The sequence below is a fragment of the Ruegeria sp. BHSA163 genome (assembly GCF_059613365.1).
The window spans coordinates 23,460-40,430 of record NZ_JBXWSJ010000028.1 but is presented as its reverse complement, the minus strand read 5'-3'; the positions used below and the strand labels follow the sequence as shown (position 1 = coordinate 40,430).

General features: G+C 53.4%; 14 protein-coding genes. 7 read left to right on the top strand and 7 right to left on the bottom strand.

Going from position 1 to position 16,971, the window contains the following annotated elements; translation table 11 throughout:
- Positions 1-7: 7 nt before the first annotated feature.
- Positions 8-2,623, bottom strand: a complete 2,616-nt coding sequence (gene mutS / locus AC2FNV_RS14035) for a DNA mismatch repair protein MutS (RefSeq protein WP_496773669.1) — start codon at positions 2,621-2,623, stop codon at positions 8-10.
- Positions 2,624-2,785: 162 nt separating this feature from the next.
- Between mutS and AC2FNV_RS14030 the strand changes: the two genes are divergently transcribed.
- Both AC2FNV_RS14030 and AC2FNV_RS14025 read left to right on the top strand, forming a co-directional pair.
- The gene (locus AC2FNV_RS14030) at positions 2,786-5,041 is read left to right on the top strand and encodes an NADP-dependent malic enzyme (protein ID WP_170606634.1); all 2,256 of its coding nucleotides are present in this window, start codon (positions 2,786-2,788) and stop codon (positions 5,039-5,041) included.
- Positions 5,042-5,044: 3 nt separating this feature from the next.
- Positions 5,045-5,917, top strand: coding sequence for a ribokinase (locus AC2FNV_RS14025; RefSeq protein WP_170606477.1), 873 nt, complete (start codon positions 5,045-5,047; stop codon positions 5,915-5,917).
- Here the strand turns inward: AC2FNV_RS14025 and msrA are convergent.
- From msrA to AC2FNV_RS14005, 4 genes are all read right to left on the bottom strand, one after another.
- Positions 5,914-6,585, bottom strand: a complete 672-nt coding sequence (gene msrA, locus AC2FNV_RS14020) for a peptide-methionine (S)-S-oxide reductase MsrA (RefSeq protein WP_170606475.1) — start codon at positions 6,583-6,585, stop codon at positions 5,914-5,916. The two genes, AC2FNV_RS14025 and msrA, sit on opposite strands and share 4 nt — an antisense overlap.
- Positions 6,586-6,681: 96 nt before the next feature.
- Entirely contained in the window at positions 6,682-7,725 is a 1,044-nt protein-coding gene (locus tag AC2FNV_RS14015) for a M48 family metallopeptidase (RefSeq protein WP_170606473.1), read from the bottom strand.
- 4 nt (positions 7,726-7,729) lie between these two features.
- Positions 7,730-8,824, bottom strand: a complete 1,095-nt coding sequence (locus tag AC2FNV_RS14010) for a YjgN family protein (protein WP_170606632.1) — start codon at positions 8,822-8,824, stop codon at positions 7,730-7,732.
- A 132-nt stretch (positions 8,825-8,956) separates the two neighbouring features.
- A complete protein-coding gene (locus AC2FNV_RS14005) occupies positions 8,957-10,180 on the bottom strand; it encodes an argininosuccinate synthase (RefSeq protein ID WP_170606471.1) in 1,224 nt (407 codons plus the stop codon).
- A gap of 444 nt (positions 10,181-10,624) precedes the next feature.
- On the opposite strand from AC2FNV_RS14005, the gene ilvA reads away from it, so the two are divergent.
- Positions 10,625-11,851 carry a threonine ammonia-lyase IlvA gene (gene ilvA, locus AC2FNV_RS14000; RefSeq protein ID WP_496773655.1) on the top strand — a complete coding sequence of 409 codons (1,227 nt, stop codon included), beginning with the start codon at positions 10,625-10,627 and terminating at the stop codon, positions 11,849-11,851.
- 1 nt (position 11,852) lies between these two features.
- Here ilvA and AC2FNV_RS13995 read toward each other — a convergent pair whose 3' ends face one another.
- The gene (locus AC2FNV_RS13995; protein ID WP_170606467.1) at positions 11,853-12,182 is read right to left on the bottom strand and encodes an Hpt domain-containing protein; all 330 of its coding nucleotides are present in this window, start codon (positions 12,180-12,182) and stop codon (positions 11,853-11,855) included.
- A 143-nt stretch (positions 12,183-12,325) separates the two neighbouring features.
- Between AC2FNV_RS13995 and AC2FNV_RS13990 the strand changes: the two genes are divergently transcribed.
- A complete protein-coding gene (locus AC2FNV_RS13990) occupies positions 12,326-13,603 on the top strand; it encodes a PP2C family protein-serine/threonine phosphatase (RefSeq protein ID WP_170606465.1) in 1,278 nt (425 codons plus the stop codon).
- Here AC2FNV_RS13990 and AC2FNV_RS13985 read toward each other — a convergent pair.
- Entirely contained in the window at positions 13,600-14,043 is a 444-nt protein-coding gene (locus AC2FNV_RS13985; RefSeq protein WP_170606463.1) for an NUDIX hydrolase, read from the bottom strand. The two genes, AC2FNV_RS13990 and AC2FNV_RS13985, sit on opposite strands and share 4 nt — an antisense overlap.
- A 76-nt stretch (positions 14,044-14,119) precedes the next feature.
- On the opposite strand from AC2FNV_RS13985, the gene hslO reads away from it, so the two are divergent.
- From hslO to AC2FNV_RS13970, 3 genes are read left to right on the top strand one after another with little or no spacing between them, the layout of a single operon-like run.
- The gene (hslO, locus tag AC2FNV_RS13980) at positions 14,120-15,106 is read left to right on the top strand and encodes an Hsp33 family molecular chaperone HslO (RefSeq protein WP_170606461.1); all 987 of its coding nucleotides are present in this window, start codon (positions 14,120-14,122) and stop codon (positions 15,104-15,106) included.
- Positions 15,096-15,695 carry a CoA pyrophosphatase gene (locus AC2FNV_RS13975; RefSeq protein ID WP_170606630.1) on the top strand — a complete coding sequence of 200 codons (600 nt, stop codon included), beginning with the start codon at positions 15,096-15,098 and terminating at the stop codon, positions 15,693-15,695. The genes hslO and AC2FNV_RS13975 overlap by 11 nt, the downstream gene beginning before the upstream one ends.
- Positions 15,692-16,846, top strand: coding sequence for a CCA tRNA nucleotidyltransferase (locus tag AC2FNV_RS13970; protein WP_170606459.1), 1,155 nt, complete (start codon positions 15,692-15,694; stop codon positions 16,844-16,846). The genes AC2FNV_RS13975 and AC2FNV_RS13970 overlap by 4 nt, the downstream gene beginning before the upstream one ends.
- Positions 16,847-16,971: the final 125 nt, after the last annotated feature.

The following is a 16,971-nucleotide window of genomic DNA, read 5'->3' as shown; positions in this document are numbered from 1 at the left end:
GAGGCGGTCAAGAATTGGCCGCCTCTTTGAGCTTATATAACAAATCAAGAGCTTCACGAGGCGTCAACTCGTCCGGCAAAACCTCGTTTAACATGTCCTCTACTTGCGATGCCCTTGGCGAAGGCGGTGGCGGAGATGGTGTGGCCGAGAAAAGCGGCAGGTCGTCTATCAGCGTCTTTTGCTTGCCGCCTTCACGCTCCGTTTTCTCCAATTGGTCCAACACAATGCGGGCACGCTCAACGACAGCCGGAGGAAGACCCGCAAGCTGGGCGACCTGAACACCATATGAACGATCGGCCGCGCCCTTGTGCACCTCATGTAAAAATATCACCTCGCCCTCCCACTCTTTCACTGCGACAGTAGCGTTTTCGACTCCGTCTAAGGATCCAGCCAGCGCCGTAAGTTCATGATAGTGAGTGGCAAACAGAGCCCGGCACTGATTGGCGGCATGCAAATGCTCTAATGTCGCCCAGGCAATTGACAAGCCATCATAGGTAGCGGTGCCCCGGCCAATCTCGTCGAGGATCACCAGCGCGCGGTTGTCTGCCTGGTTTAAGATAGCGGCTGTTTCGACCATCTCGACCATAAATGTAGATCGGCCGCGAGCAAGATCATCGGACGCACCAACGCGGCTAAACAGTTGGCTCACAAGGCCGATATGCGTTTTTTCTGCAGGAACATAACTGCCCATTTGCGCTAACAGAGCGATAAGGGCGTTCTGCCGTAAAAAAGTGGACTTACCTGCCATATTTGGGCCGGTCAGCAACCAAATCGCCGCGCCCGCATCTGCATTAAGCTCGCAATCATTCGCCACAAACGGATCACCGTTTTGCTGACGCAAAGCATTCTCGACAACCGGGTGTCGACCACTAATCACTTCGAATGCGCGGGAGTTGTCGATGTGTGGGCGGCACCAGTTCTCGCCGCGCGCAAGATCGCCCAGCGCGGTAGTCAGGTCCAGTTCAGACAGGCCCCTCGCAGCTTGGTTTAAAAGCACGGCCTGATCGAGGACAGCGCCAGAAAGCCTTGAGTAGAGCCGCTTTTCGATCTCTAACGCATGGTTGCCGGCATTCAGTATCCGCGTTTCAATTTCTGACAGTTCTACTGTAGTGAACCTTACCTGGTTGGCTGTGGTCTGGCGATGGATGTAGGTTTCACTCAAAGGCGGGCTTAACATTTTCTCGGCATGGGTGGCCGTGGTTTCGATGAAATAGCCCAGTACGTTGTTGTGCTTGATCTTAAGCGAAGAGATTCCGGTGTGGCTGGAATATTTTTGTTGGAACCCCGCAATTACAGAGCGGCCTTCGTCGCGTAGTTTTCTGGCTTCATCTAGTTCGCCGTCAAACCCCGGCGCAATGAAGCCGCCATCACGCGCCAGCAAAGGCGGTTCTGCGGTTATAGCTTCGTCCAGAAGGGATAGAAGATCATCAAATCCCAGTAAGTTCTGCAGTGCCGTCGTTAACCGGACAGGTAGGTCCCGTCCGGTGCAAATTTCGGCGATTGCCGAAGCTTGTGTCAGAGCGTTTCGTATTGCCGCCAAGTCCCGTGGGCCACCGCGATCTAGCGACAGGCGGGAAAGAGCGCGGTCCAGGTCCGGGGTCTTCCGCAACGCATCACGGAGGTCGGAGGCCAACGGCCCTTCTTCGACAGCAAAGTTTACTGCATCCAGGCGGTCTTGGATCACATTCAGATTGCGCGATGGGCTGGACAGGCGCTGCTCCAACAGCCTTGCGCCGCCAGGAGTAACGGTGCGATCCATCACCGACAGTAGCGAACCAGCGCGACCGCCGGACAGCGAGCGGGTCAACTCCAGATTGCGCCTGGTAGCGGCGTCAATCTGAACGACGCGGTCCTCGGACTCTTTTAGCGGTGTCTGCAGCAAAGGGAGTTTGCCCTTCTGAGTGATCTCAAGGTAATCAACCAAAGCACCCATGGCCGAGACTTCAGCGCGGCTGAAGCTGCCAAATGCGTCCAGTGCGTTTACTTGAAACAACGCGCAAACACGCTTTTCAGCGGCAGTACTATCAAAACTGGCGCGCCCGATGGGAGTCATGGAAATTCCCATATCCCGAGCCAAGTCCCGCAATCTCTGCTCGATTCCATCGGCAACGATCAGCTCCGATGGTGCCAAACGCGCCAACTCGGGATTCAGGTGCACTGTCGCCAGTGGCATTACGTGAAACGCGCCAGTTGAAATATCTGCCCATGCCAGCGCAGCTTCGTCTCGAACCTCAGAGTAGGCGGTCAAAAAGTTGTTCCGTCGCGCCTCTAACAGCGCATCTTCAGTCAGAGTTCCCGGGGTAACAAGACGGACTACATCTCGCTTTACGACTGATTTAGAGCCTCTTTTCTTTGCCTCGGCCGGGCTTTCCATCTGTTCACAGACCGCCACTCGGAATCCTTTGCGGATCAATGTCAGTAAATACCCTTCTGCCGAATGAACTGGCACGCCACACATCGGAATGTCTTCACCATTGTGTTTTCCACGTTTGGTCAGCGCGATGTCCAATGCTTCAGCGGCATTCACGGCGTCTTCAAAAAACATCTCATAAAAATCCCCCATGCGATAAAAAAGCAAAGCGTCGGCATGGTTCTCTTTGATTTCGAGATATTGCGCCATCATCGGCGTGACTGTGGACAAGGCTTACCTCTTATGGCGTCTTCCGCGGGCGACCTTACAAATCCCCTCACTGGTGTGAAAGATGAAATGTATTCGAGATTGAGGCGCGTCCCAGCCTGCGCTATGAGGCGAAGGCCTTGAAGCTGTAAAGAAATGACCCGTTTGATGCCAAAAGCAAAGATTACCCAAGAAGAGGCGCTGGCCTTTCACCTGGAGCCAACCCCCGGCAAGTGGGAGGTTCAAGCCACAATTCCGATGACCACACAGCGAGACCTGTCGCTTGCGTACAGTCCCGGCGTGGCGGTACCGTGTGAGGCCATCGCTGATACCCCGGAAACGGCTTATGACTATACAAACAAGGGCAATCTGGTTGCTGTGATCTCGAATGGCACTGCGGTTCTGGGTCTTGGTAATATTGGCGCCCTTGCCTCAAAGCCGGTGATGGAGGGTAAATCTGTTCTATTCAAGCGGTTCGCAGACGTAAACTCGATCGACATAGAACTTGATACTGAAGACCCCGATGAATTCTGCCGCGCTGTACGTTCGATGGGGCCGACGTTTGGCGGCATCAACCTCGAAGATATCAAGGCGCCTGAATGTTTCATCATTGAACAGCGCCTGAAAGAAGAGATGGACATCCCGGTCTTTCACGATGATCAGCACGGAACGGCCGTGATTTGCGCGGCTGGTCTGATCAACGCTCTTCACATCTCGGGAAAGAAGATCGAGGATGTTAAGATCGTACTGAACGGGGCAGGTGCTGCCGGAATCGCCTGTATTGAGCTCCTTAAAGCGATGGGAGCAAGCCACGAAAACTGTATTGTCTGCGACACCAAGGGCGTAATCTATCAAGGCCGCACCGAAGGTATGAACCAGTGGAAGTCAGCCCACGCGGTTTCGACGGATCTTCGTACGCTGGAGGAGGCAATGAAGGGTGCTGACGTATTTCTGGGCGTTTCCGTCAAAGGGGCGGTAACCCAGGAAATGGTCCTGAGTATGGCCGACAACCCCGTGATTTTTGCCATGGCGAACCCAGATCCTGAGATCACTCCGGAAGAGGCGCATGAGGTCCGCGTTGACGCCATCGTCGCAACAGGTCGCAGCGACTATCCTAATCAGGTCAATAACGTACTGGGCTTTCCATACTTGTTTCGCGGCGCTTTGGACATTCATGCGCGTGCTATCAATGACGAAATGAAAATCGCCTGCGCTCATGCTTTGGCGCGTCTTGCGCGAGAAGATGTGCCGGACGAAGTTGCGATGGCCTATGGCAAGTCGCTGACCTTTGGACGGGATTATATCATTCCAACGCCTTTTGATCCCCGGCTGATTCACCGTATCCCATCGGCCGTGGCCCGCGCAGGTATGGACACCGGTGCAGCCCGGCGACCGATAATTGATATGGAAGCCTACGAACTGAGCCTCAAGTCACGCATGGACCCAACAGCTAGTATTCTTAGGGGGTTGAATGCCCGCGCCCGCGCTGCCCAAAGCAGAATGATTTTTGCCGAAGGCGACGATCCACGCGTATTGCGCGCAGCCGTAATGTATCAGCGTTCCGGTTTTGGAAAGGCCTTGGTTGTCGGCCGTCCGGACGACGTTAAGCTAAAACTGGAAGAGGCGGGTCTGGGCGATGCCGTGCGAGAGTTGGAAGTGGTGAACGCCGCCAACACTACGCATTTGGATGCCTACAAGGAGTTCTTGTATGAAAGGCTTCAACGCAAGGGTTTTGACCGTAAGGATATTCACCGACTGGCAGCGCGCGATCGCCATGTGTTCTCGTCACTGATGCTGGCACATGGGCACGGGGACGGGCTAGTAACCGGTGCAACACGTAAATCGGCACACGTACTGGATCGGATCAATCATGTCTTCGATGCGGATGCCGCGAGAGGCGCCGCAGGCGTGACAGCTCTGTTGCACAAGGGGCGCATCGTCCTGATCGGCGACACTCTGGTTCACGAATGGCCAGATGAGAACGATTTGGCCAACATAGCAGAGCGTGCGGTCGCGGTAGCTCGGCATATGGGTCTGGAACCTCGGGTCGCATTTGTCAGTTTCTCGACCTTTGGTTATCCGGTTTCAGAACGTGCCGAAAAAATGCATGTCGCACCGACGGTTCTGGACAAACGCGGTGTCGATTTTGAATACGAAGGTGAGATGACGGTCGATGTGGCGCTGAATGTGGATCAGCAAGAAAGCTATCCGTTCCAACGCCTGACAGGTCCGGCAAACATCCTGATCGTACCTGCGCGCCATTCTGCGTCTATTTCGACAAAGTTGATGCAGGAAATGGGTGGCGCAACAGTAATTGGCCCCATTCTTTCTGGTATCGACAAGCCAATTCAGATTTGTTCGACAGTCTCAACTGCGAATGACATTTTGAATATGGCCATTCTGGCCTCCTGCGATATCGGATAAGATATGACCATCTGGAATCTTGGCTCGATCAACGCAGACATGGTTTATTCCGTGCCGCACTTGCCCCGGCCCGGGGAAACTTTGGCGGCGCAAGGGCTTGACCGTTTTCTTGGCGGTAAGGGGGCAAACATGTCCGTCGCAGCCGCCAGAGCGGGATCGCGGGTTTCGCATATCGGGGCAGTTGGCCCTGATGGGCGCTGGGCACAGGAAAGACTGACAGAATACGGCGTGGATACACGCAATATTGCTCAAGTGGATAGCCCTACGGGCCATGCCATAATCGCGGTGGATGACCATGGAGAGAACAGCATAATCCTGTTTCAGGGTGCCAACCATGCGATTTCCGAAGACCTGTTGGCAGGAGCGTTGTCCTCGGCGCATCCTGGTGATCTGCTGGTGATGCAGAACGAAACCAACGCGCAGATAATTGCCGGTAAAATGGCGCACGAAATGGGCCTCACCGTATGTTACGCGGCGGCACCATTTCAGTCAGACGCGGTTCTGGCCGTCCTGCCATACTTGGATTTTCTGATCTTGAACGAGGTTGAGGCTGAACAGTTGAAACAGTCCACCGGCAACTCGCCGTCAGAGTTGCCGGTGGAGCATGTGATCGTTACACTCGGGGCAATGGGCGCGCGGTATTTTCACCATGATTCCGAGCCTGTTGATTTTGAAGCGCACTCAGTTGAACCAGTCGATACGACCGGGGCGGGGGACACGTTCACAGGTTATGTGCTGTCAGGCATGGACCGCGGTATGCCAATGGCACAGGCGATAGTACTAGCAAATCGCGCTGCGGCCCTTATGGTGACTCGGCACGGTACAGCAGATGTGATTCCAGATCTGAAAGAAGTGCGCGAAGCGAGATTCGGTTAAGATCCGGCAAAGGGTGCCTTACCGCCCCAAAGCTGTTTGACCCGAGCGTCGCGCCCGCAAGCTTTGCGATAGGCTTTGTAGGCATTCTTTTGGCGTTTAGGACCAAACCGCGTAAGTACAAGCTTGTCTCCTTTATAGTAGTCCTGATGATATGCCTCAGCCGGGTAAAAGGCTGAATGGTTCAGGATAGGCGTGACAACCGTCTGTCCCAGTACGCGCTGGGCATCAGCCTTAGCGGCCTCGGCAATCGCTTTTTCCCCTGAATTAGAGACAAAGATTGCAGTGCGATAGCTTTCGCCTCTGTCGCAAAACTGACCACCGGGGTCTGTTGGATCGACGGAACGGAAGAACATTTCTAATAGCTTCGCGCGCGAAACCTGACTTGGATCAAATGTAATCTGGACGGCCTCATAGTGACCCGTTCCGCCCTTTGTTACCTGATCATAGGTCGGGTTGGCTGTTGAACCACCAGTATAACCAGATACGGCACCAATTACGCCCGACACGGATTCGAAATCAGATTCCACGCACCAGAAACACCCACCTGCAACTGTCAGTGTTTCAGTTCCCGCGGCCGGCGCGGGGAGGGCGCGTAATATCGCTGCCAGAGTAATCAAAAAAAACAACAAGGCAGGCTTAATGCAGTTGGTGCGAACATTCCGGTCCATGACAAGTCTCCTTCAATCACAAGGCTGCCTTCGGACTCTGCCCGTTTCAATCCGCTGTCATCGTTTGTCACGGGTTGGTGACAGGATTTTATCGCTCTAACGGTTGTGTGTTAGGGCATCCAGGTGTTCGATCCGCTCTTTAAGCCCGGGATGGGTGCTGAACCAGTTGCCGTGCTGATCCTCATGATGCGACACCATTAAGTCGAAGAATTCACTCAGTCCTTTGGGGTCAAAACCTGCGCGTTCTGCCAACCTGACACCAAACTGGTCTGCCGCAAGCTCGTGTTGACGTGAGTAAGAAAGTGACAGTATCAGGATGCCTTCCAGTAAAACGTCCTCAAGGATTGGTCCGGTGTCTCCCGCCAATAAGCTGATTAAGACGAAGCCGCCAGCTGAGCGATAAAATTGGCGCAACCCATGCCGCTCGGCCACGTGCCCGACTTCGTGCCCGATGACACCGGCGACTGCGTCTGGTGAGGCGATATTGATGAGATCATCGGTAATAACGATTGTACCGTTTGGCAGCGCCATCGCGTTCGGGCCCATTCCGGGCATGTTTCGAAATTCAAGCTTGTAGTCATGTGCACCTGCTTGCGATCCCAGAGCAGAAATAATCAAATCGAAGCTGATTTGAACTTCTTCCTTCTTCTTGTCCGTCAGTCTACTTGGTTCCGCAGCGATCGCGTCAATTGTCTGCATGATGGTTTTGTCGATTGACGCAATCAGGGTCGGAGGAGTCATCCAAACCGCCAGTGAAACGAGGATGGGCAGCCCGTATTTCCAAACACCCCAAGTTCCGACGAGGCAGGCCAGCAGAACGATCATCAGGCGTGGGTGAAGTCGCTCGTACCGGTGCAGAAGCGATCCACGACTGTCACCAACTAAGTGCTCCAGCGCATCGTGATGGTTTGTCAGAAACAAGGTGCCGTCTGGAAAAACAACGCGACGCTCTGCTCTGCCAACGCGGGTTCCTAGCTGCAGTTTAAGGGGATCACATTGCACAATAACCCGTTCGTCTTCATCGATCAGCCAGGCCGAATTGGTGCCGATAGATAAGCGGGCCGCCATCTCTCGTGAACTGAGGGGCGGATAGGCGCGCCCGGTGACGGATGTACCAATGTTTTGGGCGTCATGTACCATGCGTTTAGACCGCGAATCCGATATCGAATCCTTCGATATCACCGTAGGCGTCGCCAATTGCACTAACGTTTGCGGTAATTTCGCCAACGAATTCATCCAGCGGCCCGCCTGGGACAAATGTGGTGTGGCTGGCCAAGTACGACGCGCGGCGGACATGCGCCCACGGCAGCATCAGACCCAGCGACAGCACCACGACGACAAAGTTTGACATGTCAATCCAAAGCAAACTTAGAGCAGAAATATCCGAATAGAACCGGTGGTTTTCACCAAGAATAGTGTAATTGTAGACTGTGTTGCGCAACATGGCTTGGTAGATGGCCACGGCGGGAATGATGCCAAAAGGCACAATTCCGATAGTCAAAATGGTTATGATTTGGAACGTGCCGCCGACAAAAAACGGCAGTTGCGTGTCAGCAGCGACGCTGTCCATTTGGGCGGCAATTATTGTCAGTGCGGCGACGAAAATTTGGAGAATGACTATCAAGGTTATAACGGTTGCCAATACCCAGGCAAAAGCTGCCAGCATCGCCGTATAGAACGGTTTTATCGGGCTATCAAAATATAGTGGTGTTTGCCCGAATTTGTGCCCATTCACGTGAAACCGTTGAACCGATCGTGCCACAAAGGGCCACGTTGTAAACCACGTCAATATGGCGATGATCGGGTAAAGGTAGTAATTCAAAGCGGCGGATCCGGTTGTACCATTAAAGGCGAACCGAACGTTGGACCAGCTGGTCATATGGGCATTGAAGCGTAATGACTTGACCAACAAGTATGGGATCAACATCAAAAGCGTCAGCGACAAAACTATGTTCAAAAACGGAATAATTGACAGCAGAGCAGAGGCGATAACTAAAACAAGAATTATCAGCCTTGCTATCAAAATCTGCTTTCCAGTGGCGTGATAATCAAAGTTGCGCCCTGCGACATAGGTATTCTGGTAAAAGTACTTTTTGGTTCGAACCTTGGCCCAAGCGCTGTAGATGCCCAAAGTCAGAATTGACAAAAGCAGGTTAACAATCCAAATCCCAAAAAATTCTTTCGCTGTTCCCCGAAATTCGAAATCAGCAGAAAGGTTATATTCCCCGTCCGTGTGCATAAGATCCTCAATCATGCTGCCAAAAAGAAAGGGCCAACCCGCGGCGGAGTCGGCCCCTTTTTGAAATAAATCAAACGGACATTTGTTAGGCAAAGTTGTGTTCAGTAACAGAAAATCAACTTTTGCGTGTTATTATTTTAGACGCTTATCCCGCGCAGCAAGCAACTTGAGGCGCAGTGCGTTCAATTGAATGAACCCTGCAGCATCTTTTTGATCATAGGCCCCAGCATCTTCCTCAAACGTCACGTGCGCCTCGGAATACAAAGAGTGGTCTGACCAGCGACCCACGGTCGAGGCCAATCCCTTGTAAAGCTTAACGCGAACGGTCCCAGTGACATGCTCTTGGGACTTGTCTATCGCAGCCTGCAACATCTCGCGTTCTGGGCTGTACCAAAAACCATTATAGATCAGTTCGGCATATTGCGGCATCAGCTGATCTTTCAGATGCATCGCCCCTCGGTCCATGGTTATCGACTCGATGCCACGGTGCGCTTCCAGCAGGACAGTACCGCCCGGGGTTTCGTAGATACCGCGTGATTTCATACCTACAAAACGTCCTTCGACCAGATCTAAACGACCAATCCCATGCTTACCGCCATATTCATTCAGCTTTGTCAGGATCGTTGCGGGGCTCATCGCTTCGCCGTTGATACTTACGGCATCGCCTTTTTCAAAGCCGATCTCGATGTATTCTGGCTCGTTTGGGGCATCCTCGGGGTGGACGGTGCGCTGGTATACATAGTCTGGGGCCATATCGGCAGGGTCTTCCAGAACTTTACCCTCGGAAGACGTATGTAACAGGTTAGCGTCGACTGAAAACGGTGCTTCACCGCGTTTGTCCTTGGCAATAGGTATCTGATTGGCTTCAGCGAATTCCAGCAATTTTGTACGGCTTGTAAGGTCCCACTCCCGCCATGGAGCGATAACTTTGATGTCTGGGTTCAGCGCATAGGCAGCCAGCTCAAATCGGACCTGATCATTGCCTTTACCAGTCGCGCCATGGGCAACAGCATCCGCACCGGTCGCCTCCGCAATTTCTACAAGGCGTTTTGAGATCAGCGGCCGGGCGATCGAGGTGCCCAAAAGGTAAAGGCCTTCGTATTGCGCGTTGGCGCGGAACATCGGGAAGACAAAATCGCGAACGAACTCTTCGCGAATGTCCTCGATATAGATATTTTCAGGTTTGATACCCAGCAGCTCGGCCTTTTTGCGGGCAGGCTCTAGTTCCTCGCCCTGACCCAGATCAGCAGTGAAGGTCACAACCTCACAGCCATACTCGGTCTGCAGCCATTTCAGGATGATCGAGGTATCGAGGCCACCGGAATAGGCCAGAACAACTTTCTTGGGCGCGGACATCTGACTTCCCTTTATGCGTAGAACGATTGGCCCCTAGCGGGTTTTGAACGTGGGGGCAAGTTGCGTGGATTGACGCACTACAGGATTTGAAATGTTGGATGGATAGATTTGCGAGCAAACCGGGCAAATTCAGGGCCGAAAAGTCACGTGTCAAAGGAACTTGTAAGAGAAGATGCCAAGCAATTCAGTCCAGCTGGAGTCTTAACCTGTCGGCTCAGAAAGAACTATTAGGGCCGATCTAAAGGCGATAATTTGTCAGATTTTAAAAAGCCGGTACCCAGGAATCTGGGTCGGTATAGTGCCGTCTTGGTTATGTTCAATGCGAATTCTTGTATTTCGGCAAGCTGAGGCTGTCCAAGTCGTCGAAATGAGCAGGTCCCACCGAGCATCCGTACACATATGTATTCCTTGCCCTTTCTACAGTGATACGGCAGTGAACCGGTTATGAGTGATTTTTTGACCCGCGCCCGAGCTGCTGAACAGGCGATGCGATCTGTTTTCCCCGCTACCCCACTGCAGAGGAACGCGCACCTGTCAGACCGTTATGGTGCAGAAATCTGGTTGAAACGCGAGGACCTAAGCCCGGTGCGGTCCTACAAGATTCGCGGTGCGTACAACGCGATGCGCAAGCGGCCGGAACAGGACCTTTTCGTTTGCGCAAGCGCAGGGAACCACGCGCAAGGCGTGGCTTATATGTGCAAACACTTAGGTTTGAGAGGCGTAATTTTCATGCCCGTCACAACACCGCAGCAAAAAATCCAGAAGACCCGGATTTTTGGCGGCGATAACGTCGAAATTCATCTGATTGGAGACTACTTTGATGACACGTTGGCCGCCGCGAAATCATGGTGCACCAAGCAAGGCGGATATTTTCTATCGCCTTTTGACGATGACGACGTGATTGAAGGCCAGGCCTCTTTGGCGGTCGAAATCGAAACCCAATTGAGTGATACGCCGGATCATATAATATTGCCGGTCGGCGGCGGTGGTATGTCCGCCGGTGTTGCGACGTGGTTTGGAGAAAGCACCCACTGCCTGTTCGTAGAACCTTCTGGTGGGGCCTGTTTGCGCGCTGCGCTCGCTGCTGGCCACCCAGTTTCGCTGGATCATATCGACACATTCGTTGATGGCGCTGCTGTAGGAAGGATTGGTGCGAAACCGTTTGAGTTACTGAAGTCGCGTCACTTATCGGATGTTCTTGTTCTTTCCGAGGATCGAATTTGCACGACAATGATCGAGATGCTGAATGTTGAAGGCATCGTTCTGGAGCCTGCGGGAGCTCTCGCAATAGAAGCGATTGGCGACGTCCAAAGTTTCGTTCGGAGCAAAACCGTGGTTTGCGTCACTTCGGGAGGAAACTTTGACTTTGAGCGTTTGCCCGAAGTCAAGGAGCGTGCGCAACGCTATCTGGGCGTCAAAAAGTACTTTATTCTTCGGCTACCGCAGCGTCCGGGTGCCCTAAAAGAATTTCTGGGCGTTTTAGGTCCCGATGATGATATCGCCCGGTTTGAATACATGAAAAAGTCTGCGCGCAATTTCGGTTCGGTTCTAATCGGGATCGAAACGCGTAAGCCTGAAAACTTCGTCCGCCTTCTAGCACATTTGGATGACGCTGGATTCACCTACACCGACATTACCGAGGACGAAACGCTGGCACAGTTCGTGATCTAAGTCAGCGCAGGTGCCTCTTTCGTTCTGTGTCAAACTCTGTTTTCGAGGCATAAAACGCCGCGACAATCTCTGCAACGTGCGCGTCCATTTCATTACCCGCGGCGGCGCGCCTTTCTCCGTCCTGGCATAATTTGGAAACCTGATCAAAGCCCAAACTCGAAGCACTACCTTTTAAAAAGTGCAAATTCTGTTCAATTTGCCCGCGTTCCGTTTCTTGTTGCAGACGTAAAATTACGCCCTGCACCTCCCGTAGAAAAATCCGTAGAATCGCCTCGAATTCATCACTGCCCACTTCGTCCCACAACTGCTTGACTCTGGGCCAATTTATCATGGCCTGCCCCCACCTTTACCTCGAGTGTCCGACGATATTCAGTTCCGGGTAAACACCCCGTTAAGGGCGGCAAGATCGGGGTTTCACCAGATATTAAGTGCCCAGCTCATAAGCTGAAGGAGAAAAAGACCAGCAGGGAAAACATGGTGCCGGGAATCAGACAATCCGAGGTCAGAGTAGAGCCGGATTTTGGCGCGATTCGGAAGGTGCTGATCGTCGACGACAGCCGCCTGCAGCGTCGAATTCTGGCGGCTTCTCTCAAGAAATGGGGATTCGAAGTACTCGAAGCTGAGAATGGCGAGCAAGCAATTGCCATCTGCAGGTTGGAGCAGCCTGATTTGGTCCTCAGCGATTGGGTAATGCCCGGTATGGGCGGACTTGAATTTTGCAAAGCTTTCCGGGAATTGGAAAGCAGGCATTATAGCTATTTCATATTGTTGACAGCCAAAAGCGAAAAACAGGAAGTTGCGCGCGGATTGGATACTGGTGCGGACGATTTCCTGATCAAGCCGCTGGAGGCTGACGAGTTGCGCGCTCGCATTGCCGCTGGGGCCCGCATACTTCTTATGCAGCGCGAACTTTCAGAGAAGAACCAGCTGATTGAAGCCGCGCTGGAAGAGTTGCGGCTGGCTCATGACGCGATCGACAAGGATTTGATGCAGGCGCGCAAAATTCAAGAATCTCTGGTGCCAGAGTTAAAGGCGTCATTTGGCGCATCCAAGGTCAGTTTGTTGCTGAAGCCATGCGGCCATATAGGTGGAGATCTTGTTGGGATGTTTTCGCCAGGAGCTAACCGGCTTGGGTTCTACAGCATCGACGTTTCAGGGCATGGTATAACCTCGGCGATGATGACAGCGCGTCTGGGGGGATATCTTTCAAGCAAACACTTCGATCAAAACGTCGCGATGGAACAGCGCTTCAATAGTTTTTACGCTTTGCTGCCACCAGAGGAGGTGGCAAAGGTATTGAACTCACGATTGATGGCTGACACAGGAATTGAAGAATATTTCACCATGGCATATGCCACTGTCGACCTGAGGAACGGGCACCTCAAGATGGTACAGGCCGGACACCCTCACCCACTTCTTTTGAGGCGTGATGGCAGCACCGAGTTTTTAGGCGACGGTGGTCTGCCGATTGGTTTGCTGCCAGACGCGCCATTTCAACAGACTGACGTCTTTCTGGAACCGGGCGACAGGTTGCTTTTGTATTCTGACGGATTTACTGAATGCCGTCTGCTGAATGGAAGTTTGTTGGACGAAACCGGGTTGCAAAGAATGGCCCTTGAATGCGCAGCAACCTTGGCAGAGGGGTCAGAGTTTTTAGATGATTTGTTCTGGCAGTTGACCCAAGCCATGTCGCCCAAGGGCGGAATGGATGATGATGTTTCGGCGGTCTTCTTTGAATACAATGGTCCCTAAAGATCACGAAGCAGCAGCGACGCAAAATGCCGATCTCCGGCGTTTCCCAATAAATGGGCAGCATCCGCAGTTCGCATCCACAAAGCCTCATGGAAGGGTTCTGTTGGAAGGCCTTTGCATCGGACCGGACGGGCGCAGTAAATCAGGCATATTTTTTCGGCCCAAAGATCGTATTCAGGCATAAAGACAAAGCGGCGAAATGCGCCGACACGGCGTGGTGCAGCGATTGACCAACCGGTTTCTTCGAACACTTCACGATGTAAAGCGGCGACTGGAGACTCGCCCGGGTCAATTCCACCGCCTGGCAGTTGCAAATCCGGATCAGGTTGCCTTTGGCAGGTCAGCAAAAGGCGATCTCCTTGCGGCAAAAGTGAATACACTCCAATCCGGCGGGTATATTTTCGGCCCCGTTCGGGGCTTTCGCCAAACCGCCTGATCATGTATGGCCCCTTTCAACCGAGTCCGTTCAACCTATATGATGGCGGTATGCCAACCCTTGGCGTGTAAGGAAACCCCATGTCTCTTGGAACGAAAATCGCGTGGGACGATACCGTCCTACCCTTTCAACTTGATGTATCAGATATGCGTGGCCGTGTGGCGCGCTTGGATGGCGTACTAGACGGTATCCTTAAGCAGCACGAGTACCCAGATACCGTCGAGGCTCTGGTAGCCGAAATGGCCTTGTTGACCGCGTTAATCGGCCAGACCGTATCTCTGCGCTGGAAACTGTCGCTTCAGGTTCAGTCCAAAGGCGCAGTGCGAATGATAGCGACTGATTATTATGCGCCTCAGGAAGAAGGGCAACCTGCCCAGATCAGAGCCTATGCCAGTTTTGACAGGGATCGCTTGACCGACAATGCGCCGTTCGATCAGGTCGGTGAAGGTTACTTTGCGATCATGATTGACCAAGGCGAAGGTACGCAGCCCTACCAAGGAATTACGCCGCTTGCTGGAGGGTCGCTGAGCACGTGTGCGGAGGCGTATTTTGCGCAGTCCGAACAATTACCGACAAGGTTTTCACTAAGCTTTGGCAAATCGACGGAGCCGAAAGTTGGAGAACATTGGCGTGCGGGTGGAATCATGTTGCAACACATGCCTAAGGCGTCACCATTTGCTGCCTCGGAGGACGGTAACGGAGAGATTCTGACCGCTTCTGACCTGGTTGACGGAGAAGAGGGAGAAAACTGGGAACGCGTCAACATCCTTTTGGATACAGTTGACGACCTGGAGCTAATCGGACCATCCGTGGCGCCCACAGATTTGTTGGTTCGGCTTTTCCACGAAGAACAGCCGCGCGTCTATGACGCGCAGGCGGTGCAGTTTGGGTGCACCTGTTCCGAGGACCGCGTCCGGCAAAGCCTTTCAATTTACTCCGCTCAGGACATTGAGAAGATGACGACGGAAGACGGCAGTGTAACGGCGGACTGCCAGTTCTGTGGTGCTCACTATGTGCTGGACCCTCGAACGGTCGGCTTTGATGCCGAAGACGCGGATGGCGTCTGATACGATCTCGATACTAAAGGCGGCTCTGAGTCGCCACGGAGCCGGGTCCAGCGATTTTGATCTGAACCCGGAAGTTAATCTGCCCGCGGGGCGCAAACTACGCCCTGCCGGGGTGCTTGTACCAGTAATGGTGACCGAAAGTGATCCGCGCCTAATTTTGACCAAAAGGTCGTCGGCACTAAAACACCACCCCGGTCAAATCGCGTTTCCGGGCGGCAAGCAGGATGAAGGTGACAAGGATGTCACTGCGACCGCGCTACGCGAAGCAAAGGAAGAAATCGGTCTACCGCTTGAATTTCCGCGTATTCTGGGACGTCTGCCGACCCATGAAACCGTTACATCCTTTTCGGTGACCCCAGTTATTGCTGTGCTTGATCGTCCGTTCGACCCTGTGCCAGAACCTGGCGAGGTAGAAGAGGTCTTCTCGGTTCCGCTTGCGCATGTCCTCGACCCCGCGAACTACGTGATCGAATCTCGTCGGTGGCGCGGCCAAAAGCGATATTACTTTACCGTACCATACGGGCCTTATTACATTTGGGGCGCCACGGCCCGCATTCTGCGAGGGCTGGCGGCGCAGGTAAACGAATGAACCGAATCACCGAAGAATGGATAACCAAACCGGCTACTCAGGCGGTTTGTGCCGCACTGACAGCAGGAGGTGCGCAGGCTTTTTTTGTCGGTGGCTGTGTAAGAAACACGATCCTGCAGGTGCCAGTAACGGATATAGACATTTCCACAGATGCGCATCCAGAACAGGTCATTCACATGGCTGTGGCGGCGGGGCTGAAAGCGATCCCAACCGGTTTTGAGCATGGAACAATTACCGTTGTAAGCGATGGTGTACCACACGAAGTCACAACTTTTCGCCGAGATGTAAAAACTGACGGTCGCCGCGCGGTTGTTGCTTTTTCGGAGAAGGTCGAGGAAGACGCCGCTCGCCGCGACTTTACGATGAACGCGCTTTATGCCCGGCCGGACGGTTCTATTCTGGACCCACTGAATTGCATGCCGGATTTGTTGGCGCGAAAGGTTCGATTTATTGGCACGGCTCGGGACAGAATCCGCGAGGATTACTTACGCTCGCTGCGATATTTTCGGTTTCACGCCTGGTATGGCGACGCCGAGGCCGGATTTGATGCCGACGCGCTATCTGCGATTGCCGAAAATCTTGGCGGGCTAATCGGGCTGTCGCGGGAAAGGGTTGGGGCAGAGCTACTGAAACTCTTGGGCGCGCCGGATCCTGCACCTTCAGTCGCGGTAATGCGCCAAGCCGGTGTTCTGGCTAGTGTACTACCGGGCTCTGAAGATCGACCGCTTCCAATCCTGATTGCAGTTGAAAATGACGCGGGTGCGATCCCCGATCCTGTTCGGCGACTGGCTGCCATCGCCCCGCCCGAAGTTGCGGAAACCTTGCGCCTCAGCCGCGCTCAAATGCACCGGCTGACAAGGATGAGGGACGAAGCGATGAGTCCGGCAAGTGTTGCCGAACTTGGATTTCGCTACGGCATCGAAGGTGGATTGCACAAAACACTGTTGCGTTGTGCATTTCTGGAGCATCCATGGTCACATCAGATGGCAAGGGATTTGAAACGCGGGGCAAGCGCCGAATTCCCGGTAAAGGCGCAAGATCTGATACCGGACTTTACCGGCCCGGCGCTGGGTCGGAAACTGGCCGAGCTCGAGGCAAGATGGATCGAGTCAGGGTTTAAACTGAAACGCGAAGATTTGCTGTCTGAGTAAATGAAGTCTCAAAAGGGGATGACAAGCTGAGCGGTTTGTGATTACGTTCGGCTGTGACCCAATAGGAGGGAGGAATGCGAATGTATTACGGGATTTGGTTCGCCTAAAGCGCGGAACACTTGACC